General features: G+C 61.6%; 21 protein-coding genes. 14 read left to right on the top strand and 7 right to left on the bottom strand.

Annotated elements, in window-relative coordinates; genetic code table 11:
* Positions 1 to 160: 160 nt before the first annotated feature.
* From A4R35_RS02855 to A4R35_RS02875, 5 genes are all read left to right on the top strand, one after another.
* Positions 161 to 1,660, top strand: a complete 1,500-nt coding sequence (locus A4R35_RS02855) for a pyridoxal phosphate-dependent decarboxylase family protein (protein WP_112426350.1) — start codon at positions 161 to 163, stop codon at positions 1,658 to 1,660.
* A gap of 60 nt (positions 1,661 to 1,720) precedes the next feature.
* Positions 1,721 to 2,905 carry a cysteine desulfurase family protein gene (locus A4R35_RS02860; protein WP_112426352.1) on the top strand — a complete coding sequence of 395 codons (1,185 nt, stop codon included), beginning with the start codon at positions 1,721 to 1,723 and terminating at the stop codon, positions 2,903 to 2,905.
* 441 nt (positions 2,906 to 3,346) lie between these two features.
* On the top strand, positions 3,347 to 4,558 hold the full coding sequence (locus A4R35_RS02865) for an aminotransferase class V-fold PLP-dependent enzyme (protein WP_112426354.1): 1,212 nt from the start codon (positions 3,347 to 3,349) through the stop codon (positions 4,556 to 4,558).
* Positions 4,559 to 4,660: 102 nt separating this feature from the next.
* Positions 4,661 to 5,071, top strand: coding sequence for a hypothetical protein (locus tag A4R35_RS02870; protein ID WP_112426357.1), 411 nt, complete (start codon positions 4,661 to 4,663; stop codon positions 5,069 to 5,071).
* Between the two features lie 34 nt (positions 5,072 to 5,105).
* A complete protein-coding gene (locus A4R35_RS02875) occupies positions 5,106 to 6,332 on the top strand; it encodes a WD40/YVTN/BNR-like repeat-containing protein (protein ID WP_146747096.1) in 1,227 nt (408 codons plus the stop codon).
* 68 nt (positions 6,333 to 6,400) lie between these two features.
* On the opposite strand, the gene A4R35_RS02880 is transcribed toward A4R35_RS02875, so the two are convergent.
* Entirely contained in the window at positions 6,401 to 6,865 is a 465-nt protein-coding gene (locus A4R35_RS02880; protein ID WP_112426361.1) for a hypothetical protein, read from the bottom strand.
* 448 nt (positions 6,866 to 7,313) lie between these two features.
* Here A4R35_RS02880 and A4R35_RS02885 point away from each other — a divergent pair, with 448 nt between their 5' ends.
* Entirely contained in the window at positions 7,314 to 7,736 is a 423-nt protein-coding gene (locus A4R35_RS02885) for a response regulator (protein WP_112426363.1), read from the top strand.
* A 392-nt stretch (positions 7,737 to 8,128) separates the two neighbouring features.
* Complete coding sequence (locus tag A4R35_RS02890) at positions 8,129 to 8,866, top strand: ZIP family metal transporter (protein WP_189361259.1); 738 nt, start codon at positions 8,129 to 8,131, stop codon at positions 8,864 to 8,866.
* Between the two features lie 62 nt (positions 8,867 to 8,928).
* Here A4R35_RS02890 and dgoD read toward each other — a convergent pair whose 3' ends face one another.
* A complete protein-coding gene (gene dgoD / locus A4R35_RS02895; protein WP_112426367.1) occupies positions 8,929 to 10,140 on the bottom strand; it encodes a galactonate dehydratase in 1,212 nt (403 codons plus the stop codon).
* Between the two features lie 142 nt (positions 10,141 to 10,282).
* Here dgoD and A4R35_RS02900 point away from each other — a divergent pair, with 142 nt between their 5' ends.
* The 6 genes from A4R35_RS02900 to A4R35_RS02925 all read left to right on the top strand — a co-directional run bounded on the left by A4R35_RS02900 (position 10,283) and on the right by A4R35_RS02925 (position 16,985).
* Positions 10,283 to 11,080: a FadR/GntR family transcriptional regulator gene (locus tag A4R35_RS02900; protein WP_112426369.1), complete on the top strand. Its 798-nt coding sequence runs from the start codon at positions 10,283 to 10,285 to the stop codon at positions 11,078 to 11,080.
* A 265-nt stretch (positions 11,081 to 11,345) separates the two neighbouring features.
* Positions 11,346 to 12,440 carry a sugar ABC transporter substrate-binding protein gene (locus A4R35_RS02905; protein WP_223258163.1) on the top strand — a complete coding sequence of 365 codons (1,095 nt, stop codon included), beginning with the start codon at positions 11,346 to 11,348 and terminating at the stop codon, positions 12,438 to 12,440.
* A gap of 428 nt (positions 12,441 to 12,868) precedes the next feature.
* A complete protein-coding gene (locus A4R35_RS02910; RefSeq protein ID WP_112426373.1) occupies positions 12,869 to 13,897 on the top strand; it encodes an ABC transporter permease in 1,029 nt (342 codons plus the stop codon).
* Entirely contained in the window at positions 13,894 to 14,685 is a 792-nt protein-coding gene (locus A4R35_RS02915; RefSeq protein WP_112426374.1) for an ATP-binding cassette domain-containing protein, read from the top strand. The genes A4R35_RS02910 and A4R35_RS02915 overlap by 4 nt, the downstream gene beginning before the upstream one ends.
* Before the next feature lie 193 nt (positions 14,686 to 14,878).
* Positions 14,879 to 15,868: an LLM class flavin-dependent oxidoreductase gene (locus tag A4R35_RS02920; protein ID WP_112426376.1), complete on the top strand. Its 990-nt coding sequence runs from the start codon at positions 14,879 to 14,881 to the stop codon at positions 15,866 to 15,868.
* 136 nt (positions 15,869 to 16,004) lie between these two features.
* Positions 16,005 to 16,985: a S1C family serine protease gene (locus A4R35_RS02925; protein WP_189361260.1), complete on the top strand. Its 981-nt coding sequence runs from the start codon at positions 16,005 to 16,007 to the stop codon at positions 16,983 to 16,985.
* A gap of 247 nt (positions 16,986 to 17,232) precedes the next feature.
* Here A4R35_RS02925 and msrA read toward each other — a convergent pair whose 3' ends face one another.
* Positions 17,233 to 17,796 (bottom strand): peptide-methionine (S)-S-oxide reductase MsrA, encoded by a 564-nt coding sequence (gene msrA, locus A4R35_RS02930; RefSeq protein ID WP_112426380.1) that lies wholly within the window; start codon positions 17,794 to 17,796, stop codon positions 17,233 to 17,235.
* A gap of 356 nt (positions 17,797 to 18,152) precedes the next feature.
* Here msrA and A4R35_RS02940 point away from each other — a divergent pair, with 356 nt between their 5' ends.
* Entirely contained in the window at positions 18,153 to 18,485 is a 333-nt protein-coding gene (locus A4R35_RS02940) for a hypothetical protein (protein WP_112426384.1), read from the top strand.
* A gap of 80 nt (positions 18,486 to 18,565) precedes the next feature.
* Here A4R35_RS02940 and A4R35_RS02945 read toward each other — a convergent pair whose 3' ends face one another.
* From A4R35_RS02945 to A4R35_RS02965, 4 genes are all read right to left on the bottom strand, one after another.
* A complete protein-coding gene (locus A4R35_RS02945; protein WP_112426386.1) occupies positions 18,566 to 19,477 on the bottom strand; it encodes a class I SAM-dependent methyltransferase in 912 nt (303 codons plus the stop codon).
* A 357-nt stretch (positions 19,478 to 19,834) separates the two neighbouring features.
* Positions 19,835 to 20,587: an SDR family NAD(P)-dependent oxidoreductase gene (locus A4R35_RS02955; RefSeq protein ID WP_112426390.1), complete on the bottom strand. Its 753-nt coding sequence runs from the start codon at positions 20,585 to 20,587 to the stop codon at positions 19,835 to 19,837.
* Between the two features lie 223 nt (positions 20,588 to 20,810).
* On the bottom strand, positions 20,811 to 21,425 hold the full coding sequence (locus A4R35_RS02960) for a TetR/AcrR family transcriptional regulator (RefSeq protein WP_170293216.1): 615 nt from the start codon (positions 21,423 to 21,425) through the stop codon (positions 20,811 to 20,813).
* Positions 21,426 to 21,693: 268 nt separating this feature from the next.
* A complete protein-coding gene (locus A4R35_RS02965) occupies positions 21,694 to 23,643 on the bottom strand; it encodes a hydantoinase B/oxoprolinase family protein (RefSeq protein ID WP_112426393.1) in 1,950 nt (649 codons plus the stop codon).
* Positions 23,644 to 23,706 lie beyond the last annotated feature (63 nt).

Consider the following 23,706-nt stretch of genomic DNA (forward strand, 5'->3'; position numbering starts at 1 on the left):
CGTCTCCAGACGTCTAGTGCCAGCTCTGGAGATGCGCTAGCAGGCTGTGCTGCGGCTCGCCAGCAAGGTCCCCGGCGCCCGCGGAACCGACCGCTCCAAGCGGGGAACCTGCCAGGCGGCGGCGGGCCGATCGATGTTGAGAGGAGCAGGAAATCTGGCGATGGAAGAACAAGAGCAGAAGCGAGCAACCCTTGATCCCGCCCAACAGGAGCAAGCGACCGGTGATATGGACCCGGCCAGCTTTCGCCTCTATGCCCACCAGGTGGTCGACTGGATCGCCGATTATCTAGCGCACGTTGGCGACTATCCCGTACTTGCGCGCACGCAGCCGGGCGATATTCGGCGGGCCTTACCGGCCCAGCCGCCGCGGCAGCCCGAATCGATGCAAGCCATCCTCGCTGACTTTGAGCGCGTTCTCCTGCCCGGCATTACCCACTGGAACGCGCCTGGCTTCATGGGCTTCTTCGGCATTACCGGCTCCGGCCCGGGCATTCTCGGTGAACTGCTGGCCGCGGCCCTCAACGTGAACGCCATGCTCTGGCGCACTTCTCCGGCTGCCACGGAGCTAGAGCAAGTGGCGCTCGACTGGCTGCGACAGATGCTCGGCCTGCCCGAGCCGCTCTTTGGCGTCATCAATGATACCGCTTCCGCCGGGACGCTCTACGCCCTGGCGGCGGCGCGCGAAGCCCTCAGCGATCTGCAGATCCGTCAGCGCGGCATGAGTGGGCGGCCCGAGGTGCCGCGTCTGCGCTATTATGCCTCTCAAGAAGCTCACTCCGCTGTTGACAAGGCGGGCATCGTCCTGGGAGTTGGTTTGGAAGGCCTGCGCAAGATTCCCGTCGACGACGAGTATCGCCTGGACGTTGCTGCCCTGGAGCGAGCCATCAAGGAGGACCTGGCCGCTGGCTGGCGGCCCTTCGCCGTTGTCGCAACCGTTGGCACCACTTCCACCACCAGTGTCGATCCGGTGCCGGCCATTGCTGAACTCTGTGAGCGCTACGGTCTCTGGCTGCACATCGACGCCTCGTACGCCGGCTCTGCCGCGCTGCTGCCGGAGTATCGCCACATTCTGGCCGGCTGCGAGCGTGCCGACAGCTTTATTGTCAATCCCCACAAGTGGCTCTTCACGCCGCTGGACTGCAGTGTCTTCTTTACCCGCAAGCCTGAGATCGTCAAGGCCACCTTCAGTCTGGTGCTGGAGATTCTGCGCACCGACGAGGAGGCTCCCAATCTCATGGACTATGGCATCTCGCTCGGGCGGCGCTTCCGCGCGCTGAAGTTGTGGATGATCATGCGCTACTTTGGGCAGGAGGGCCTTCAGGCGCGTCTACGCGAACACATTCGTCTCGGGCAGCTCCTGGCCCAGTGGATCGACGAGGCGCCCGATTTCGAGCGCCTGGCGCCCGCGCCCTTCAGCACCGTCTGCTTCCGGGCCCATCCGCGCGGACTTGACGACGAGGAGCAGCTGACGGCCCTCAACGAGCGCCTCCTCAATCGCATCAACGGGGCGGGTCACTACTTTCTCTCGCATACCAGGCTGCGTGGCAGATATAGTCTGCGGGCCGCCATCGGCAACCTGCGTACCAGCGAGGAGACCGTGCGTGGTCTGTGGCGAGAGCTGCAGGAGGGGCTGGAGGCCGAGCGGGCCCGGCGCTCTTGATCTGCTCAAGGGGAGCGAACAGGGCCGGATCAGGAGAGAAGGAAGGAGGCAGAAGCCAGCATGAGCCTGCGGCATCCAGGGCTACGTACCGATCTGATCTATCTGGACTACAATGCCACTACGCCGATTGATCCCGCCGTCGTTGAGGCCATGCTCCCTTACCTGCGCGAGCATTTTGGCAATCCCTCCAGCGCTCACAGCTATGGCTGGGCGGCCCATCAGGCTCTCGAGCGCGCGCGGTCTGAGGTAGCTGCACTGCTCGGCTGCACCCCAGGAGAAATTATCTTCACTGGGGGCGGCTCCGAGAGCGACAACCTGGCCATTCGGGGGGTGGCCCTGGCGCGGCGGGAGCAGGGTAACCACATCATCACCCAGGTCACCGAGCATCCAGCTGTGCTCAATACCTGTCGTGCGCTGGAGCGGCTCCACGGTTTCCGCATCACCTATCTGCCGGTCGACGAGTACGGACGCGTCTTCCCAGAACAGGTTGAGCGGGCGATTGATCGGAGCACGGTGCTGGTCAGCATCATGCATGCCAACAATGAGACCGGCACCCTGCAGCCGCTGGCTGAGATCGCGGCCATTGCTCACCGTTACGGCGCGCTCATGCACAGCGATGCTGCCCAGAGTGTGGGCAAGATCTCCACTCCCGTTGCCGAGCTGGGTGTAGATCTGCTCACGGTGGCCGGGCACAAGCTCTACGCCCCCAAGGGGGTCGGCGCCCTCTATGTGCGTCGCGGTCTGGGCCTTGACCTGGAGCCGATCATTTATGGGGGAGGGCAGGAGCGTGGCCTACGGGCTGGAACCGAGAACGTGGCGGCCTGTGTGGCCCTGGGCGCCGCCTGCCGTCTGGCGGCTGAGCGTCTGCCCTCCGAGGGGACACGGCTGCGGCGTCTGCGCGACCTGCTCTGGCAGCGCCTGCGCGCAAGCCTGGGCGAACGTATCCAGCTCAACGGCCATCCCGATGAGCGTTTGCCCAACACACTCAATGTGAGCGTCAGTGGTCTCAGCGGCGAGGAGATTCTGGCGGCCACGCCGGAAGTGGCCGCTTCTACGGGCTCCGCCTGTCATGAGGGCAGCACCGACCCGTCGCCTGTCCTCATGGCGATGGGCCTGAGCCGTGAACGCGCCCTGGGTGCCCTGCGTCTTACCCTCGGGCGCTGGAGCAGCGTCGACGAAGTCGAACGGGCCGCTGTCTCGCTGCTGCGCAGCGTCGGTGCCCTGGCCCGCAATGTGCGTCCCTAGGACCTGAGACGACTGCCTGATCGCTGGTTCCGTCTCCCCCGTTGGTTGTGCCTCACCAGGAGATGGGAAGACAAGCGACGGCGGATCTGGTATACTCTGGGCTGGCAACAGGGGCTAGCGCTGATCAGGTGGAGGAGGTGGAAAAGGCACAAGCCACCAAGCGAGACCAGCATGCTCTCCCCCTGTGTACACGAGCAGCGCTAGAATAGATAGAGAGCAGGAGCAAAGGCAGCAGCGCAAGCGAAGCCACATTCTGGCTATGGCCAGCGCGATCTGGCTGAGATGAAGACCGGTAGGTAGCCGGGTCATACAGCCTGCTGTCAGTCGAACACCTGGCCCGGCCCGGCTGGCTGGTGGCTGAGGCTTCCCTCCCTGCCGTTGCCCAGAGGCCAGGGGTGGCCCGCCTAAGACAAGACACGAGCAAGCAAGGAGCAAGCAGCCATGACCACGGATGCGTCGCGTGTGCCGTATCCTGTACCGCCTGCGGTAGAGCACCCTGAACTAGAGGCCTACCGAAAGGAATTCCCCATTCTCCAGCGCAAGACCTATCTCAATAGCTGCTCGCTGGGGGCCCTCTCGCAGCGCGGGATGGCGCGTCTGGCCGAATTCACCGAGCGCTGGAATGAATGGGGAGCGCACGCCTGGTACGAGATCTGGTTGGGCGAGCTAGAGCGGGCGCGGCGCCAGTTTGCGGCCATCATCGGTGCAGAGCCGCACGAGGTGGCCCTTGCCCCCAATGTCTCCGTGGCTCTCGGGGCGATTGCCAGTGCTTTCGACTATCGCCAGCGCAACAAAGTGGTACTGGCCGACATGGATTTTCCTACCCTCGCCTACCAGTGGCTGGCCAAGCGGCGCCTAGGTGTTGAATGCGTTTTTGTCGAAAGCCCCGATCGCATCTGCACGCCCCCTGAGCTGTTTGAGGAGAAGGTAGACGAGCGCACCCTGCTGGTAGCCACCTCGCGCGTCTTCTATACCAGCGGCTATATTCAGGATGTGCGGGCGGTGGCCGACATTGCTCACAAGCAGGGGGCCTATCTGCTGATCGACGATTACCAGGGTACGGGGCAGATCCCCATCGATGTCGAAGCAATGGACATCGATATTCTGGTCAGTGGCACCCTCAAGTGGTTGATGGGTGGCCCTGGTCTGGCCTTTGTCTATATCCGCGAGGGGCTGCTCTCGCAATTAGAGCCGACGATCGCTGGCTGGTTTGGCCATCGTCAGCAGTTCCAGTTCAAGACGAAGGAGCTGGAATTTCGCCAAGATGCGGCGCGGATCGAGCTGGGGACGCCGGCGGTCCCGTCTGTCTACGTTGCCAACGCCGGTATGGAGATTGTGCGCGAGATTGGCGTTGAGACCATCTGTGAGCGCACACGCTACCTGACCAATGACCTGATTGCGCGGGCGCGTGAGCATGGCTGGCAGGTGCGTGCTCCCCATGAGCCGGAGCGACGCAACTCGATCGTCATGCTAGAGATGGAGCAGCCCGAGCAGATCGTCGCCGAGCTGGTCAAACGCAATATTATTGTCGATTCGCGCCCTGGCCTTGTGCGCATCTCTCCTTATTTTTACAACACTATCGAGGAGAACGCCGTGATCATCGCGGCGCTCGAAGAGATTCTGGAAGAGCGGGGCCGCGGCGGTCAGGGCTAGATCGGCAAGGAGCGAAACCAGGCTCTGCGACGGCTCGTTCTATTTCTGTATGCAAGAGGCAAGCAAGCATGACAGGCACAAAGGACGTAAGGGAGGAGAGCGATGGTCTGTCCTGAATGTCATGCCAGCTGCGCGCCGGAGGACCAGCGTTGTCCGGCCTGCGGCGCTGAGCTGGTCATACCGGTCTCCCGCAGCCTGGTGACCAGGCCGCGACCAGCCCTGGCGCCGCGGCGGCAGTGGCCGGCGCTCCTGCGCGGTCCGGTGCAAGGAGTAGCCGCCGGAGTAGGGGCCCTGGCTGTGGGCGTGGGCCTGGAGCTCCTCCGGCGGCGCCTGATCGCCCTTCTGGTCCGCTCTGCCGGGGCAGGGCACCAGGCTGCTCAGGCCCTGCCGCTGCTGAGCCATTTGAAGCCGCTGGGGCCGGTGGCATCTGGGAAGGCCCCTAAGCTACCACGGGGCTATGAGATTCAAGAAACGGTTGTCTACGTCGAGCGGGTCATTCGCCGTCGTTCATAAGGCGCGGTCGTGGCGAAGACTGCGCTCGTTGCTCTTGCGGGCACTGATACTTGGGCTGTTGCTGCTCCTGGCGTCCTGTGCTCCCAGCAGCGGTATCCTCGCCGGCGGTGCCTGGGAATCCACCGGCCTGCAGCGCGAACACATCCGGGCTTTGGTGGCGAACGCTGCAGATCCGGCTCAGCTCTATGCCGGCGATGCCCGGGATGGCATCTTTGCCAGCAGCGATAGCGGTCAGCACTGGCTGTCTCGTAATCAGGGTTTGTCCCTGCCGCTGGCCGTCAATGCCCTCAGCTTTGATGCCAGCGAGCGCCGCCTCTATGCAGCCACCAGCCGCGGCGTTTTTGTCAGCAGCGACGGGGGAGGGCACTGGCAGACAGTCAATCAGGGACTGCCGGCAGATAGCTGCACGGCCCTGGCCATCGATGTGGAGCGCGCCAGTGTGCTCTACGTTGGGACTGCTCACCACGGCGTTTTTGTCAGCAGCGATGGCGGAGAACACTGGCACGCGGCCTCTCAGGGACTGCCGGCGAACCTTCCGATCAATGACCTGGCCTATGTCAGCGATCGGGGTCAACTCTGGGCGGCCACCGTTGGCGGCGTCTATCGCTCTGACAACGGTGGACAGAGCTGGCGCTCGCTCAGCCGAGGCCTGCCCGCGGGGATCACCGTCTACCGCGTGCGTCCAGCGGCCCTCAGCGGAGGAGATCCGAACCTGGTCTTCGCTGGCAGCGATCAGGGCATCTTTCTCTCGCACGACAACGGCGCGAGCTGGCAGCGCAACCAAGAGGGCCTGGCGCGCGTCAGCGTGCGGGCTATCCTGGTCGACTTTCGCAGCCCGACCACTATTTACCTGGGAACCAGCATCGGCGTCCTGCGCAGCAACGACAGCGGACAGGTCTGGAGCGCGGTCCTCGGCGGTGACCTTCCCAGGAATCGGCAGGTCTACGCCCTGACTCTGGGCGCCAGCGACTACAGTCAGCTCTACGCTGCTGTAGATGATGTCTATATTTTCCCAGGCAGCAGCGGCGGCTGGAATACCAACGCTTTCGCCCCTCTGCTCCTGGCTGTTGCTTTCTTCGCCCTGCTCTACTGGCTCACGCGCAGCAACCGTCGTCATCGGCGCGGGCTGCTTGGCGTGGCGCGGCCCACAGCGAGACCCGGTGACCAGCCACCCACGCAGCGAGAGGAGCAAGAGCCGCAGCTACCGTCTGCCCTCCTTCCTCGCCAGCAGGAAGGACCCCCGTCTCCCGACCAGAGGTAGAGGCAAGGAGCGCGAGGAGCAGCAGGCGGTGCTCCTCCGTGGGTAGCACCTCGTAGCGATCGAGGCGCTCATGGGTGGTGACTGCCGATATAGGCTACCAGCAAATAAATCAAATAGAGTAAGATGCAGACCAGGAGAATGGCGCCATAGCAGGTCAAGGTCCAGGCACGGCGCGTATTAAGCGCCTGGCGCAGTTGCTCCTCCATATCGGGAGGATCAAACTGAATATGGGGCGCCAGCTCGCGCAGGCGCGGCAGCATCGCACGAAAATCGCGTACATTGCTCATTCCCTCGGCCAGCATGACGGTTTCGTTCTCGTCAAGATCGGCCAACAAGATCAGCTTGGCGGGATTGGGGTCGCCTGGCATCAGAATCAGGCGCTGAATCTGCGCCAGTGGGATGCGCGTCTCCTCCCCCTCCTCACGTTTCACCACCGCCAGCTCCTCTGGATAAAGCTGAATTTCCTTTCCCAGGCCGAAGCGGACCACGCTAACGGGGAGTGTTTTGCTCTGTTCCTGTTCGCTCTCGCTCATACGTTCCTTGTAACACTCGCATCCTGATGGCTGGCTCGCCCCTGCGCCGCTATGTCTCTTCCCCTGCCCTGCCGCGACTGGCCACACTCAACCAGGTTGGGCCGAGCCAAAGCAGAGTCCCCTGATGTGAATGGAGGCAGAACCCGGATGAGAACAACGTGCTAACGGCGCCTCAGAGCGGCAGAACGGCAACAATGCAGCAGCAAACTGCCTCGTCTGAAGGCATTGTACAGCATCGAAGCCGGCCCGTCGAGGCAAAGTGAACTACCTCCTTGTGCCCCGCGCTGGTGCAACACTATCTTGACATGCGTCTATCAAGAACACTACAATCTTGAACGGGATGTGTTGAGCAAAGCAGAAGCATTACCGGATTTGCAGGGTGTTGTCTGTATCCTTTTGTGGGAAGAGCGGATAACAGATCTGCTTTCTTAAATAAGAAGGTAGCAACATGGCGCAGGTTGGCCTGCTGGAAGATAATCCGCGCATTGCGAAGCTCTGCGTGACCTTTCTAGATTTTGCTGGTCATCGCGTGGTACATTATCGACATCCCCGCGAGTGCCTAGAAGCTCTCCTTGCCGATAAACCCGCTGGGACGGAAGCCGAAGGGCCAGCTCCTGATTCTCTACCGATCGATCTCCTCATCCTCGATCTCTACATGCCCGATATGGCGGGCGAAGATGTTCTTCGTCAGCTCCGGGCCCATCCACACACGCGTAATCTGCCGCTTATTCTCTGCACCGCGGCGCCAGCCAGCGAGATTGAGCAAGCCAAAAGCATCGCTCCTCGGGCGGTGGTCGTCGAAAAACCCTTCAAGCTTCAGACACTGACCGCGGCCATCGATGCCTTGCTGAGTGCCCCCAATGCCGTCTGAGAGCAGGGCAGAGCAGTCCTGACCGAACCGGCCCAGCGCCTGACACGACGGCGCTGGCGCCAGCGGTCTTGCCATCCTTCCTCCTCTCCACGTGCTCCCCCGGTCCTTGCGCTCCCATTTTTCACCAGCCCCGCCTCATCGCTCACTGCGCGCTCCTGCTGTTGTGCCTGCGGGCCAGCCCTCTGGCCGTGGCCTCCACCAAGCAAGCTATTTTTCGGGAGCAACAGCATTGGAAATGCATTGCTTTGAAAAGGAACAATATGGTATCACTGTTAGGGGAGGGGCCAGGACGATGCGACCTTCCTGCTGGCGCAGCGCCAGCGCCAGTGCCGGCGTTGACAGCGCGGCAGGCCTCTCAATTGGCATATTCCAGTTCAGGAGTGAGGACCTGGATGAGCACCATTCTGCTCTCAATTATCGCCTTCTGCTCCACCTGTGCAGGAGGAATCGTCGCCTTGAGGCAACGGGAACAGCTCCGGCAGGTCATGGCCTTCGCCGCCGGCGCACTCGTCGGCCTGGCCGCCTTTCAATGGTTGCCGCGCCTCTTCAGTGTGCTGACTCTGCTACCGAACGAACGCTTTGCGGCTTTTGTCGCCCTGGCCAGCGGTTTCTTCACCTTTCATCTGCTTGAAAGGCTGGCCCTGCACTGGCAAGCGGAGCAGTGCGAGGCCTCGACTGTCACCGTGGGGCGGCCCCTCCTCGGCATTATCTCCGTGTTGCTCTTCTCGCTGCATCGCCTGCTCGAAGGAGCGACCATCAGCCTTGGCTTCATCGTCAACCCGGCTACTGGGCTGCTCCTGGCTGGGGCCATCATCCTCCACAACCTCGTCGAGGGCCTCAACGCCGTCGTCCTCTTATTGGCCAACCGCAGCAGCCGCCGGCAGGCGTTTGCCTGGTTGCTCTTCTTCGCCTGCACGCCCCTGCTGGGGGCCCTGGCGACCATCTGGATCAGCCTGCCGACCGCGCTGCTGCCGCGCTACCTGGGCTTCTTCAGTGGCTTCCTGCTCTATCTAGGAGCCAGTCATCTCTTACCGGCGAGTCAACGTCCCAACGAGCCGTGGTCGCTGCTGTGGACGCTGACTGGAGCCGGCGCGGCCCTTCTCATGACCGTCCTGCTCCAGCCCATCTAAGTAAGTAAGAGAGAGGAGTGCATCAGCCTCCGCACAGCGGAGCAGCTTGGCTCAGTCGCTGGTCAGGAGACTGTCGGCGATGGTGGCTGCTCGGCAGAAGAAGCGCTAGATCCCGGCACCGGTGGCTGCACCGCCTGGCGCAGATGCCAGTTTTCCGCGAAGAGATTAAAGAAGATGCGCTGGCGTGGGTGGGCGGCCACAAAAGCCTCATCAAGTGTCACTCCCAGGCCCGGCCCCTGGGGGAGCGAGAAATAGCCATCGACCACCTCGGGATTGCCCGGGGCTGCCTGCTTGACCCACTCCTCATTGAGATCGTTAAAATGCTCCTGGATCTTAAAGTTAGGGGTCACGGCGGCCAGGTGGAGAGCCGCCGCCGTCGAGACCGGGCCACCGACATTGTGGGGAGCCACCAGCAGATAGTAACATTCTGCCCAGGCGGCCAGCTTGCGTATTTCCAGGATGCCGCCGCAGTGCGTAATATCGGGCTGAATAATATCGGCAGCCTGCAGCTCAAAGAGCGGGCGAAAATCGTAGCGCGTATGAAGGCGCTCGCCGGTTGCGACCGGTATCGTCACCTGCTCGGTCACCTTCTTGAGCGCCGCCAGGTTTTCAGGCGGAACCGGTTCCTCAATCCAGGAGGGTCTGAACGGAGCCAGCTCGCGAGCCATCTCCACCGCCGTCGCTGGATTAAAGCGCCCATGCATCTCGATCAGCAGCTCCACATCTGGACCCACAGCGTCGCGCACCGCTTCCACCAGCGCCACCGCCTTGCGCTTCTCTGCCGGCTCCAGCTCGTAGAAGCCCGAGCCGAAGGGATCGAGCTTTAAAGCGCGATAGCCGCGCTCAACCACGCGCCGCGCCGCCCGGTGGAACTCCTCCGGTGTACGCTCGACCGTGTACCAGCCATTAGCATAAGCCTTGATGCGCTCGCGAACCGGGCCGCCCAGTAGCTCATAGACCGGGCGTCCCAGGGCCTTGCCCACGATATCCCAACAAGCAATCTCAATGGTGGCAATGGCCGACATGGCAATCTCGCCGGCGCGGGCATAGTCATTGCGATACATGCGCTGGACCAGATCCTCAATATGGCGCGGATCGTGGCCGAGCACATGGTTAGGCACGGCCTCGGCCAGGTAGCCCAACAGGGCATCAGTATGATTGAGCATGCGCACCTCACCGACCCCTTCCAGTCCCTCATCGGTAATCACGCGCACAAAAGTCAGATTGCGCCAGGCGGTGCCCATCACGTGGGTCTTGACATCGACAATTTTCATAACGGTACCCGCTAGCTCCTCTAGAGATGATCGGATCGACAGTGAACGGCACCACGGAGCGAACTCCGTCAATGGACGGCTTGACAGAGGCCGCTTCCCTATATTATCATACCGTTAAATTGTATGACAATTGTGGAGGCAGATGGCAAGAACCTTTCGTTCGCTCAGGCGGCAGAACCTGTCCGCGCAGGTTGTGCGGGAGATCGGGTTGAGCATCATGCGTAAGGAATTTCAGCCGGGAGATGCCCTGTTGAGCGAACCAGAACTGAGCCAGCAGTTCAACGTCAGCCGTCCGGTCTTGCGTGAAGCGCTCAAGGTGCTGGCGGAGAAGGGGCTGATTGAATCGCGCCCCCGGACGGGGACACGTGTGCGTCCCCGGACGGACTGGAACCTGCTTGATCCTGAAGTGCTGACCTGGCAGTACGAGGTGGGGCCTGATCCAGCTTTTCTAGAGGCGGTCTGTGAAGTGCGCCTCATGTTTGAGCCGATGACGGCGCGGCTGGCGGCCTCGCGGGCGACTGCCGAAGAGATAGAGACCATCGAGCGAGCGTGTGGCCGACTGGAGGAGCTGGTTGAGGAAGCCGAGCCCTACATCGAAGCCGACCTGGCCTTTCACAGCGCCATCTGCGCTGCAGCCCACAATGAGCTGTTACAGCGTATTGTGGCCACATTAGCGGCCCCTTTGCGCGCCAGCCGTCTGGTGACGGCGCGCCTGCCAGGGGCTAATCGGCGCACGATGCCGCTCCACCGGCGCGTTGCTGAGGCCATTCGCCAGGGTCAGGAACTGGCCGCCGAGGAGGCTATGCGCGAACTCATTGTCTTGACCACCGAGGACGTGCACCGGGCCCTGGGCTATAGCGGCACAGGCCCCGATCTGTCGCTGAGCACTTGCCCTGGCCAGGGCGAGGCGCCAGCTACTGCCAGGGAAGGAGGTGAGTAACCCGGCACCAGCGCAGCGATCTCTTTTCGTCATTAGATAGATGAATATCGATGAAAATGCTGCTGGAGAGCATGAGCATCCGTACGAGGTTGTAGGGACCCGGGAGCAAGCGCGCGAATCAATCAGCCAAGCGACTGAAGCGAGGAAAGCAAGCCAACAGCAAGGAGGAGGCTCTCCTTGTCAAGTTTCGTCGCTCGCTCGGAGTGAGCCTTCCCAGGCAATCGCTCTGTCTGTCAGGCGACTAGAAGGAACTGGAGGTCCAGCCGTGGAAGGATCAAGCTTCTCAGCGTATTTCGAGCGTCTTCCTCTCAGACGACGGCGTCTGCTGCAGACCGCGCTAGCCGGAGGTGCCGGGGCCACACTGGCCTCGGCGCTGGCGGCCTGTGGTGGCCAGTCAGCGAGCAGCTCGTCCACAGGAACGGAGGGCAACTTCCCCAGCCATCCAAAATGGAACTTTGTCTTCATCAATCACGTCACCACCAATCCCTTCTTCGTCCCCACCCAATACGGCATACAGGATGCCTGCGCCCTCGTTGGCTGTACCTATCAATGGACAGGCTCGGCCAACAGTATTGTCAAGGAAATGGTGGATGCCTTCAACGCAGCCATTGCTGCCAAAGCCGACGGCATTGCTGTTGCCATCATCGACCCCACAGCCTTTGATGATCCAGTCAATCGCGCTCTGGATGCGGGCATTCCGGTGGTAGCCTACAATGCCGATGCCCCAGCCGGGAGCAAGAACCGGCGCCTGGCCTACATTGGTCAGGATCTCTATCAATCGGGCTATCGCATGGGGCAGCGCGTTGTCTCCCTCGTAGGCAGTGGCGACGTCGTGGGCTTCATCGCCACTCCTGGCTCGCTCAACATTCAGCCGCGCATCGACGGTGCCAGGCAAGCCATCCTGGACTCCAAAGCGCCGATCAACTTTGTTGAGGTCGCGACGGGAGCCCAGGTAGAGGAGGAGCTGTCGCGCATCGAAGCCTACTATTTGGGTCATCCCAACCTCAAAGGCATGTTTGCCGTCGATGCGGGCAGTACCCAGGGCGTTGCCCAGGTGATGGAGAAATACAACCTGGCGTCCAAGGGAGTGCATGGCGGCGGCTACGATTTGTTGACCAAGACCCTCCAGGAGATCCAGGCTGGCAACCTCGATTTCACGATCGATCAGCAGCCCTACCTGCAGGGCTTCTACCCGGTGATCCAGCTCTTCCTCTACCTGCTCTCGGGCGGTCTGATGGTGCCTTCCGACACTGACACCGGCCTGCTCTTTGTCACCAAGGAGAACGTTGGCCCCTATCTACGCACGCAGACGCGCTTTGAGGGCAGTTCCTCGAAAGAGCAGCTGGTGCCGCGCTCGTGAGTGAAGGGGCGTGAGCCCACGGACAGAGGAAGGCTAGCCGGGAAGCCGACCAATTAATTGAGAGCTGCCTGGCTGTCTGTCTGCTACCTCTCTCCCCGGCTAGCGGACGGCCAGCCAGGTAGTACTTTGGCAAGAGGATAAGATAAGCGGCGGAATCTGTAGTTCTGGCGCGCTGGCGCTGCTCTGATCTGGCTCCCTGGGCCTGCCTGACGGGTGCTAGCCTCTCCCAGGGGAAGAGGAGTGAGAAAGCGGCGAGGACTTACAGATTCCGATCCTATAGGACATACTATTACTGTCTGCTCCTCAGCTGAAAGGGGGGAGCACCATCGGTCTGGCGAGATAGCCTGGCAACGTGCGAGCAGGCTGGAGCTTGATAGGGCGGAAGGCAATCAGAAGGTAGACAGCACACAACAAGAAGGAGCATCGCAATGGCCGAGAATGTGCTTTCTGCTCCGCCGGTGCAGACGGAGCCGGAACCGACGCCGGAGCGGCCCAATCCCTGGCTCCGAGTGGCCCGTCTCTTCCTGCGGCAGCGTGAAGCCAGCATCGTGGTCGTGGCCATAGCCCTGATCATTTACTTCCAGTTCTCCAATCAAGCCTTTCTGTCAACGCAGAACATCAGGACGCTCTCCCAGTTTGTGGCTGCGACCGCCATCATTTCCGCCGGTGAGGTTATGCTCTTGATCTGTGGTGAGATCGACCTCTCGGTGGGTCAAGTCTACGCCCTGGCGCCATTCATCATGTACTTTGCCAATCAGGCGGGCCTGCCGCTGCTGGTGGGGCTGATTTTGGGGCTGATCGTCTGTGCGCTGGTGGGGCTGTTCAATGGCCTGATTACCGTTATGCTGAAAGTGCCCTCTTTCATCACGACCCTGGGGACTCTCTTCCTGATCAATGGCCTGACGCTGACCATCTCTCAGGGTTTCCCGGTCTTGACGCCCTCGGAGGGGCTGATCAATGAAATCTTGGGGCACGCCTCCTACTCGGAAATCATCTGGGCCATTGCCATCACCATCGTCATGCAGGTTGTGCTCTCCTGGACGCGCTGGGGACTGCACACGGTGGCGACCGGCGGCAATCTGCTAGGAGCCAGCGAGGTGGGTGTCAATGTAGCGCGTATCAAGATTGGCAATTTCATGCTTTGTAGCGTACTCGGTGGCTTCGCGGGCATCCTGGAGGCTTTCCGCATCACCTCGATCGATCCCCTGGCTGGTGGCACCGACATTATGTTCATGGCGGTAGCCGGCGCGGTCATCGGAGGAACAGCCTTGACCGGTGGCCTGGGCACGATTGTCGGGGCCTTCTTGGGCACGCTCGTGCTCTCGATCTTGCGCGATGGCTTTACCCTGCTCGGGGTCAGTGCCTTCACGTTTGATATTATCCTGGGGGCGGCCATCCTGGTGGCGATGATTTTGAACGTTCGCCTGCGACTATGGCGAGAGGCAGGGCGCGAATGAGTGAGTCGACGACGACAGAGGTGATCCGCACGGAGGGGCTGGTCAAGCGCTTTGGGGCGGTGACAGCTCTCAATGGCGTCAGTCTCTACCTGCGCCAGGGTGAGGTTCTGGGCCTGGTCGGCGACAATGGGGCTGGCAAGTCGACACTGATCAAGATCCTGACGGGCTTCCTGCAGCCTGATGAGGGCCGCATCTTTATCGACGGCAGGGAGGTCCGCCTGCGCTCGGTCTCCTATGCACGTTCACTGGGCATTGAGACCGTCTATCAGGATCTGGCCCTGGTGAATGAACTGAGTGTCTATCATAACATGTTTCTGAAGCGTGAGACGCTGCTGAATCCTTTGCCGCTGCTCAATAATTGGCGCATGCGCCGCCTGGCGCGCGAGTATCTGGAGAGTATGGGGGTCAATATCCCCTCGGTCGATACGGAGGTGGCCCAGCTCTCGGGAGGCCAGCGTCAATCGATTGCTATTGCGCGCGCGGTCTACTCACGGGCGCGCATTTTGCTGCTGGATGAGCCGCTGGCGGCGATGGGGGCCAAAGAAGGCAGCCTGATTATGAATCTGATTCGTACGCTCAAGAACGAGGGTCAGGTTTCGATCATTATGATCGCCCACAACTATGCCCAGGTACTGGAGATCTGTGATCGTGTCAATCTCCTGCAGCACGGGCGTATTGCCCTGGATAAGCCAGCGGGACAGACGTCGGTTGAGGAGCTGACAGAGCTAGTGATGCGTGAATATCGAGTTGGGGCCAATCAGCGTCAGCAGCCGCTGGCTGGTCGCTAGTCTGCTTCTCGTCTGAACGATCGATCTACGTGCGCGGTTTCGGTCCGCTGGGAGCGCTCTCTTGGCTTGACAGGGCTGCTTGCCGGGTGCTATGTTGCACGGCAGGAGAGGGCCTGCTGAGGCTGCTCTCCTATTGCATGAGAACTGGTAGCTGCCGCGAAGGCGCTACCAGGTGGAGGAAGAGAGAAGACCTATGCAGCAAGAGAGCACCGTTTCTGCTCACGGACAAGGAAATGCTAACCAGCCGGCGCGCGAGCGTGTTGGGCTGGCGCTCTTTGGGCGTGCCGGTGTGCCTCATCTTCTAGAGAGGCTTCGTCAGGCCGAGCAGGCTGGGGTGCGCCAATTCTGGATGACGCAGCTGCCGACCTCGCCGGATACCCTGACGCTCTTTGCCGCGGCTCTGGTGCAGACGGAGCGCATCCGCCTGGGAACGGCGATTGTGCCGACCTACCCGCGGCATCCCCTGGTGATGGCCCAGCAGGCTTACACGCTGGAGGAGCTGGGGCCGGGCCGCCTGCGCCTTGGAGTGGGGACCAGCCATCGCCACTCGATTGAGGGGGTCTACGGCTTCTCGATGGTGGAGCCGTTGGAGCAGCTCCGCGAGTATGTGAGCATCCTGAGAGCGGCGCTGTGGGATGGCGCTGTGGACGTTCAGGGGCGCTTCTACACGGCGCACGCCTCCTTTCCGCAGCCGGTGCGCGTTCCCATTCTGATCTCTGCTCTGCGCAGCCGGGCCTTTCGACTGGCGGGCGAGTTAGCCGATGGGGCCATTTCCTGGATGTGTCCCCATCCCTATCTATTGGAGAAGGCCAGGCCGGCTCTGGTCGAAGGGGCTACCTCACGTGGACGCCCGGTACCGCCCTTGTTGGCCCATGTGCCGGTAGTGTTAGGAAGAGATTGGAACGCCGTTCTGGAGGCGGCGCGCAAGCATCTCGGCCTCTATGGACGTGCGCCCTTCTATCGCAACATGTTCGCGGATGCGGGCTATCCGCTGGGGTCCGACGGTCTGCTGCCAGAAGAGCTGGTCAGGAACCTGGTGGTCTGGGGAGATGAGGCCACGGTGGCCGCTCGTCTGCGCCAGCTGTTGGCTCAGGGCTTTGACGAGCTGCTCGTGATGCTGGTGCCCTTATTCGATGAGCGACGCGAGCTAGGGCAGCTCATGGAGCTGCTAGGGACCCTGTAGCCAGCCGCCTGGAGTGGATATGTGCGCTGCCCCTTGCAGGGGGGTATGTGATACAATAGAAAGCAATCTCATTGATTCGCGGCCTCGCACGCTCGGCGAAAAATGGGGTTCCACAGCAGAAAGCGCGATTGTTGCGATGATGGAAACAGAAGAACGCGATGCACAGGCCCTCGATGCCTATTCGCGTGCCGTCACGACAGCGGCGGAGCGTGTTGGGCCGGCGGTAGTGCGTATTGACGTTGAGCGCGGCGGGCTGCGTTGGCCATACTTTGCCCCCGGCTATGGGGGGCCCGGCTTCGACGCGACCGGGCTGGGGTCTGGCTTCCTCTTTGCCTCCGATGGTCAGGTGCTGACCAATGCCCATGTTGTCGAGGGCGCGCGGCGCATTCGGGTAACGCTGGCCGATGGGCGCTCCTTTGATGCTGGCCTGGTCGGTACCGATCCTGATGCTGATGTTGCTCTCCTGCGCATCGGCGCGGACCGTCTGCCGGTCGCCGAATTTGGGCGGGGAAAGCTGCGTGTAGGCCAGCTGGTGATTGCCGTAGGCAATCCCTACGGATTGAACTGGACCGTGACTGCGGGGGTTGTCAGCGCCCTCGGGCGAACCCTGGAGGGGCGTGGGGGGCGTCGTCTTACCAACCTCATTCAGACCGATACCCCTATCAATCCAGGCAACTCGGGCGGCCCGCTTGTTGACAGCTCAGGGCGGGTCGTTGGCATGACGACCGCGATGGTGGCTCTGGCTCAGGGGTTAGGCTTTTCGATCCCTCTGGAAACGCTCCAGGGGGCGATCGCGCGTATCACGCGCGGTAGCACGGCCCGAGCGGGAAGCGTGGCGCTGGGAGTTGGGGGCATGCGCGTCCTGCTGGACCCGGCTCTGCGACGCAGCGCCCAGCTCGACCAGGTCAGCGGTATGGAGCTGCTGGAAGTCCACCATGACAGCCCCGCTGAGCGGGCAGGCCTGCGCCGTCTTGATATCATTGTGGCCGCCGACGGGGAGCCAGTCGCTGAGCCGCGCGACCTGCAGCGTATTGTGCGGCGCCATTTGCCCGGTGATCGCCTGGTTGTGAACTTCCTGCGCGATGGCCGGTTGCGCCGGGTAACCGCTGTCCTCTAAGAGCGACCGCCTCGTAGCGGACCCGACTGTTGCCACTGTTCCGCTTCCCATTTATCAGCGAAGCAGAAGGTGACCCCAGACAAGCCCTCTGCCCTGGCTCTGACGAGTGCTGCAGAGAGGGCGAGCCGGGAGAAGATACCTGAAACAATCAGACAGGTGTCTGTTCTCTCCCCCTGGGGTCACCGTTCTTCCGTTCGCTCTCGGACCCAGCTCCCAGCGCATACAGACGCGTCCCCTCTCTGGCGAGCTACGCGTGCGCCTGGTCTTCCTTAACGACTGGAGTGTACTCCCTCAACAGCTTCTGCACCTTGGGTGTAATGACTATCATGCAATAGGGCTGGTTAGGGTGACGATCGTAGTAGTCGCGGTGGTAGTCTTCGGCAGGATAGAAGTTGCTGAACGGCACGATCTCTGTCACAATCGGGTCGCGATAGGTCCGCGCGCGCTCCAGGGCCTCCTTTGAAGCCAGGGCGATGCGCCGTTGCTCATCGTCATGGTAGAAAATGGCTGAGCGGTACTGTGTACCGACGTCGTTCCCCTGACGATTAAGCGTCGTTGGATCGTGGATGTGCCAGAAGATGTCAAGTAACTGTTCGTAGGAGATGACTCGCGGATCGTAGCGGATCTGAACGGCCTCGGCGGCACCAGTCTTTCCCGAGCAGACCTGTTCATAGCTGGGGTTCGGAATCTGGGAAGCGGCGTAGCCGGGAGTGACGCTCTCCACTCCTTTGACGCGCTTGAAGACCGCTTCGGTGCACCAGAAGCAGCCTCCCGCGAGCGTGGCCAGCTCCAACTGGTCGTGGTCACTCATAGAACACCTCGTTTCTCTCACGTTCTCTCTGCGTCCCTGTACTCTATCACAGTCAGCGGGGTGGTCACAATCTCAGCCGTGAGCGCCAAGAGCGATAGATGCTGATAGAGAAGATCCCCTCTTGCTGGCCTGGCTGTGCTGCCTGCTCGCTGCAGCCTCTTTTCTCCAGCGGGAGGAATCTGTCTCCAGGGAAGCTGCTTAGCTCGTGAGTATGGGTGAAGCGGGTCGCCCTTTCCTTTTCACGGAAGCCAGAGACAAGCGTCATTACAGAGTGTATGTAGGTAGAGTGGCAACACTCTTCCTGGGGTGACGAAAGAACGAGTGTAGGCCCGTGAAGTACAAAGGAGCGAAACACTATGCTGCCCTTTCTCATTCTGATCGTCTGCATGCTATTGCTTGGCGGCCTGGTGGTTCTCTGCTATCTCTATCTGCGCTGTGGCCTGGGCCGGCCACGGCTCACGCCTCTCAGCCGCTGGCCTGAGCACTGGCGGGCCAATGCCAGCGCTGGTAGACCGCACTATCCGGCGGAGCCGAGCCAGCCGACCATGAACGATGAGAGTCTGCTGCTGGCCGTCAACATCGCCGTAGACGAGACCAGTCGTCAGGCCCGCCTCATCGCCTTCCTCCTGCTCAGCGGTCTGCTCCTGAGCATCCTGCTACTCCTGCTGGCTCTTGGAAGCCAGCTCTAACCCCTGATCGCCCTGGGGCGAGTTGGAGCCAGGCCAGGCCTGGCCGACCGGGTCGGAGGAGTGGGGGCGAGCCTGGGAACTCAGGCCGGAGATGACGCCGTTGGCTTCTGGCCCCAGACTGTCACCAGAGTCCAGATAGCGCAAAAATCGTCCTGCTGCATCTCTGCCAGAGCCTGCTGCATCTGACGCTGTAGCTCCTCACGCTCAATCAAGCCGGTGCCCAACAAGAACGGTTGAATCAGCTCCAGGCCCATCAGGCAGTCTTTAAAGAGACCATAGTAGGCGGGAGTATCGATTGACCATTCGATGGCGGTCGCATGGAGGCGTACCTGCTGGAAGCCGGCCTGGCGCAGCAAGCGTGGCAGTACAGGAGTGATACCGACATGGCGTCCGTCAGGCGAAAAACTGCGACCGGCCATCTTCAGCACGCGTGTTCCCAGCTCGTGCAAGGCGCTCAGCGTCGGGCTGGTTGTCAGCGACAGCTCGCCTTCGGTTAGACAGAGTACGGCGCCTGGCTTCAGCAGGCGATAGCCTTCGGCCACCAGACGTGGCCAGGCTGCGGGCAGCATGAAGCCAGACAGCAGGCGGCCATTCACCAGATCAAAAACTGTCTCGGGGAAGGCCAGTGGTTTTGTGACATCCATGACCTGAAAGCTGGCGTTGGCCAGGCGGCGCGTCTGGGCCTGAACCGTCGCGTATTCCACTACTGCCGGACTGATATCGACCCCAATCACCTCGGCATCGGGGTAGGCGCGCGCCAGATCCAGGACCCAGCCGCCTGGGCCGCAGGCCAGATCAAGCACTTTGGCCGCCGGGGGTAGCGTCAGCCCCTCGGGAAAGAGGCCGCCCATACCCTCGGTGATGAGGCGCTCCTGCATTGTCAGGCGAGCCAGTTCGCCTGGATTCTCGGGATCGATCACATACGTATGCCGACGTTTGGCCAATGCCTGGTCAGACTGGTGCTCTGCTGGTTGCTCCGCTGAACTGCTCATGGTCTACCTGTTTCTCATCATCACTCTGGTAGAGGAGAGGAAGGCGACGGTCGCTGTGCGAGCCGGAATGCAGCGCCACCGCGCTTGCTCAGCCCTTGAGAAGCAACCGCTCCTCCTGCTCGCTGTTCTTACTCTGCCCTACCAGGATAGCATTACTGCTGACCCAGGGCCAAGCTCAGCGATTGACGCAGATGCAGTCGGAGCACGCAGGAGCCGATCAACGGTGCGAGACGCAGAGAGCTGCAGTCTCCATAATAAGGAAGAGCGCGGTGGTAAGGCAGAAGCCAGCAATATACCACCGCGCTCACTCACTGGAACTGGAGTCAAAGCAGAGCCAGAGGGAAGAGCGGAGCGCGGCTAATCCATGAGCATACCGCCGTTGACATCCAGCACCAGACCGGTGATCCAATTCGAGGCAGGGGAAGCCAGGAAGAGAATCGCCTCAGCGATATCGCGCGGATCGCCCAGGCGGCCCAGGGGAGACATCTCATCGCGATAAGGGTGCCCGATGGTCATATCGGTCCAGACCGGGCCGGGAGCCACGGCATTGACATAGATTGCATGGGGAGCGCCGGCCTTCGCCACCCACTTAATAAAAGAGTGAACGCCACCCTTAGCGGCCACATAATGAGGGCCGGAGATTACGCCGCCGACCTTGCCGGCGACCGAGCCTACACATACAATCTTCCCATAGCCGCGGGCCTTCATATGGGGATAGACCGCCTGTACACAGAGGAACGTGCCCCGCAGATCAATGGCCAGCACCCGATCCCATTCTTCCACCGTCATCGCCTCCAGATCTGTCCGCGAGACCACCCCAGCGCAGGTGACCAAAATATGGGGGGCGCCGAGGCGGGCCACGACCTCATCGATCGCCTGGCGCACCTGCTGCGCATCGGATACATCACAGTGCACACTCAACGCGCGCTGGCCCAGTGCCTCCACTGCCTGCACCGTCTCCGTACAGGGAAGCACATCCAGGGCGGCCACGCTGGCCCCTTCGCGGGCCAGCACCCGGGCGGTGGTCTGGCCGATGCCACGGGCCGCGCCGGTGACCACCGCCACCTGGCCACTCAGATTAATCCGATCACTGACAGGAGCTGCTGCCATAAGAGAACCGCCTTTCGCTGCATCGCTTCACTTTGCCTCAATGCACACACGACCAGCAGCGCCCAAACTGCAGCCAGGGTCAGCAAGCCACAAGCGTACTCAAGGCACTCCCTGTGGCTGTCCCGGCTCGTACTGGGTACCGCGTCACAGCTGGCCATCCACTCGCCGCGCGGCGAGTAAGCAGGCGAGAGAATGGACAAGTCGCGCGGCGGGCCGAGGCCAATCAGCCAGCTTGTGGGCTGGCTGAGGTCTCCGGGGCCTGGCTCTGGTTGTCTCCCTGGGCAATGCCGCGCAAGAAGATGGAGCTAAAGGTAGCCGCAATCTCTTCGGGGGAGAGGCGTCCCTCGGGATTGAGCCATTGATAGGCATAGTTGTGCATACCCAAGAAGCCGAGGCAGGTCACCGAGACATCCAGGGGCCGAAAGAGGCCCTGCTCAACACCGCGCTGCAGAGCCGCGCGGATGTAGCCCTCAAAGCGCTTGCGCTTCTCCCGAATCGCGGCGGCCCGCTCGGGAGAGAGCGCCCTCCACTCATTCAAGAAGACAGTCACGTAGGGCCGGTAGTCGGCGATGACGCGCATCAGAATACAGCTCAGAGTGCGCAGAGCATCGCGTGGGTCCATCTCGGCACTCAGACGTCGCTCTGTCTCCTCTAGCAAGGGGTTGATGAACTGCTCATGCACCCAAAACAGGAGTTCATCCTTGCTTTCGATATGGTGGTAGAGGCTGGCCTTGCCCAGCCCCAGCGCTTCGGAGAGGTCACGTACGCTGGTACCGTGGTAGCCATGCCGGGCGAAGAGCTGAGCAGCTACCTCGATAATATCGCGCTTACGTGCCACGGGAACCCTCCTCTCTGAACGCGGGGTGGGGGGCAGGGGGCCGGCCTCTGCTCCCTCGACAAACTGTCAGTCACCATCAGCGTGTCCCAAATTGATTTTCTGCACTGCAGCAAGCAAAGGCGGCGTTGATTTAAGGGGGATGAGGAGGAACCGCCACCGGGATGGAAGCCGGAACCGCGGGTCGAAGGCCTCGTGTTCTCCTGCAGATCGGGAAGTGCTGGCCCATAGATCCCACCTTTCACATGCAGTACAGATTATAGAACGCCTGTCAATGTCTCTGGCTGGCAGCTGCGTTACGCAGCGCCTGCGTTGCCTCATAGTCAATCTGGAGTCCCTCGGGATCGTGCTGAGGATCGCCCTGGATAACCACGCCATACAGCTCTCGTGCCGTCTCGATGCTGATGTACTCATCGCGCACATCCCGCAGAACTCGCTCGGGGGGACGTTCCAAAGGATTGCCCCAGCCGCCACCGCCGTTGGTGAGATAGCGGAACATCGTGCGTGGGCGTGTGCGCCAGATTGGCACGCGGGCGAAGTGAAAGTAGCGTCCCTGGCGGTCGAGGGTATGAGACTCGGGATTGAGCACCCCGGCGACGGGCGTAGCCTGGCGATAGACCGCCTCGTCGAAACCGACCAGGCCGGCTTGCTGAACCTGCTCGTAGGCCTCGGGCTCCCAGACCCAGACGGCCCCTACGGCTCCATCCTTGCCTCCGTAGACGCCGAAGCCGCTGGGGGCCTTCGTATGCAGCGGCATCGAATAGTGCTCGGCCTCGGTCAGCCACAGCGTATCTTTGACCACCGCTGCCCCACCGCGATGCCGACCGGCGCCAGCAGTATCGGTGGCATACTCCTTGCGCAGCACCACGCAGGGGAAATCGGCCTCGATAGCCTCGGTGGCAGGGTCGAGATTATTCGCCAGGTAGAACACCATATAGCTGTCGGCATCGCCATCCTTGGTCGCGCCCCAGGGGCCATGCTCGCCGCCGCACTGCGCCATCGTCACCCAAGGCACACCGTTGCGCACGCCGTTGGCATTATGGATATTGAGCGAACAGTAATCGCCGCCGACGGCGTTCGGCCCCAGAGCCTCCTTCAGCGCGCGGAAGATCGCCAGCAGCAGTGGCTGGGTGCTCTCCCAATAAAGGAAGATTGCCCCGTCGGGCGGCATAGCACTAAAGAAAGTGCCTTCCGGCAGCACAATATCCACATTGCGCAGCGTGCCCGACGTAAAAGGGCTGCGCGGGTCCAGCAGATACTTGAGGGCCACCGCCACCGCCGTCTTGGCGTCCAGCCAGCCGCCATTGATACTCGTGCGCGCCTGGCGTGAGCTGCCGCTCAGATCCACCTCCGCGCGATCGCCGCGGATGCGCACCTTCACCTTGACGTGGTACTCCTCGCTATCGTCAACACCATCGCAGTCGATGAAATCCTCACCTTCGAACTCGCCATCCGGCAGGCGGGCCAGAGCCTGGCGCATAGTCTCTGCCGAGAGATCGCAGGCATAGCGGACCGCCCCCAGATAGCTCTCAACGCCGTAGCGCTGGATGGTCTCCAGCAGCAGATTCTCGCCAAGACGGAGGTTCTGATAGATCGTTTTAATATCTGGCAGCAGCAGATTGCCGAAGCGGGCATTGTCGAAGATCAGGCTCCAGGCCGACTTGACCGGACGATCGTCATGATAGAGCAACTGCGGTCCGATGACCAGGCCGTTCTCATAGACATTGCGCTTCGTGCCACTGAAGCCAGCCGGCACCACGCCCCCCATATCGAGCATATGGGCCTGTAGGTTGACGAAGCCGACCAGACGGCCTTCGAAGAAGACCGGACGAATAAAGCAGACATCGTTCACATGGGTGCCAATGCGATAGGGATCGTTGCACATCAGCACATCGCCCGGCTGCAGATTCTGGGGCCCGAACTCCTCAACGGCATTGCGCACCGCATCGGTCATCGTACCCAGGAAGAGCACCAGGCTGTTGCTCACCGCCGGTGTCGGATAGTCCAGCTCTGGTGGACCAGCAATCGTGCTAGCGAAATCGTACCAATCCCGTAAAATAACTGAAAAGGCATTGGTAAGTAATCCTGTGCACATATGCTGCACGATATAGCGCAGACGGCTAGACAGGACCGTTGCCGTGAAGCGATCGCACTGGTAGCGCGCGCGGAAAGCATCCTCGTCCAGATCCTTGATGAGCACCGGTGGCTCGACGCGCACCATAGTAGGGACCTCCTTGTGTACTGTAGCAGCGTACAGACGGCTAAGAAGTAGATTAGCGAGTCT

The sequence above is a fragment of the Thermogemmatispora tikiterensis genome (assembly GCF_003268475.1).
Taxonomy (GTDB): domain Bacteria; phylum Chloroflexota; class Ktedonobacteria; order Ktedonobacterales; family Ktedonobacteraceae; genus Thermogemmatispora; species Thermogemmatispora tikiterensis.

Excerpts from the sequence above, each read along its gene's own strand:
- A4R35_RS02855 (WP_112426350.1), top strand. The coding sequence starts at position 161 with ATGGAAGAACAAGAGCAGAAGCGAGCAACCCTTGATCCCGCCCAACAG.
- A4R35_RS02860 (WP_112426352.1), top strand. The coding sequence starts at position 1,721 with ATGAGCCTGCGGCATCCAGGGCTACGTACCGATCTGATCTATCTGGAC.
- A4R35_RS02865 (WP_112426354.1), top strand. The coding sequence starts at position 3,347 with ATGACCACGGATGCGTCGCGTGTGCCGTATCCTGTACCGCCTGCGGTA.
- A4R35_RS02870 (WP_112426357.1), top strand. The coding sequence starts at position 4,661 with ATGGTCTGTCCTGAATGTCATGCCAGCTGCGCGCCGGAGGACCAGCGT.
- A4R35_RS02880 (WP_112426361.1), bottom strand. The coding sequence starts at position 6,865 with ATGAGCGAGAGCGAACAGGAACAGAGCAAAACACTCCCCGTTAGCGTG.
- A4R35_RS02885 (WP_112426363.1), top strand. The coding sequence starts at position 7,314 with ATGGCGCAGGTTGGCCTGCTGGAAGATAATCCGCGCATTGCGAAGCTC.
- A4R35_RS02890 (WP_189361259.1), top strand. The coding sequence starts at position 8,129 with ATGAGCACCATTCTGCTCTCAATTATCGCCTTCTGCTCCACCTGTGCA.
- dgoD (WP_112426367.1), bottom strand. The coding sequence starts at position 10,140 with ATGAAAATTGTCGATGTCAAGACCCACGTGATGGGCACCGCCTGGCGC.
- A4R35_RS02900 (WP_112426369.1), top strand. The coding sequence starts at position 10,283 with ATGGCAAGAACCTTTCGTTCGCTCAGGCGGCAGAACCTGTCCGCGCAG.
- A4R35_RS02910 (WP_112426373.1), top strand. The coding sequence starts at position 12,869 with ATGGCCGAGAATGTGCTTTCTGCTCCGCCGGTGCAGACGGAGCCGGAA.
- A4R35_RS02915 (WP_112426374.1), top strand. The coding sequence starts at position 13,894 with ATGAGTGAGTCGACGACGACAGAGGTGATCCGCACGGAGGGGCTGGTC.
- A4R35_RS02920 (WP_112426376.1), top strand. The coding sequence starts at position 14,879 with ATGCAGCAAGAGAGCACCGTTTCTGCTCACGGACAAGGAAATGCTAAC.
- A4R35_RS02925 (WP_189361260.1), top strand. The coding sequence starts at position 16,005 with ATGATGGAAACAGAAGAACGCGATGCACAGGCCCTCGATGCCTATTCG.
- msrA (WP_112426380.1), bottom strand. The coding sequence starts at position 17,796 with ATGAGTGACCACGACCAGTTGGAGCTGGCCACGCTCGCGGGAGGCTGC.
- A4R35_RS02940 (WP_112426384.1), top strand. The coding sequence starts at position 18,153 with ATGCTGCCCTTTCTCATTCTGATCGTCTGCATGCTATTGCTTGGCGGC.
- A4R35_RS02945 (WP_112426386.1), bottom strand. The coding sequence starts at position 19,477 with ATGAGCAGTTCAGCGGAGCAACCAGCAGAGCACCAGTCTGACCAGGCA.
- A4R35_RS02955 (WP_112426390.1), bottom strand. The coding sequence starts at position 20,587 with ATGGCAGCAGCTCCTGTCAGTGATCGGATTAATCTGAGTGGCCAGGTG.
- A4R35_RS02965 (WP_112426393.1), bottom strand. The coding sequence starts at position 23,643 with ATGGTGCGCGTCGAGCCACCGGTGCTCATCAAGGATCTGGACGAGGAT.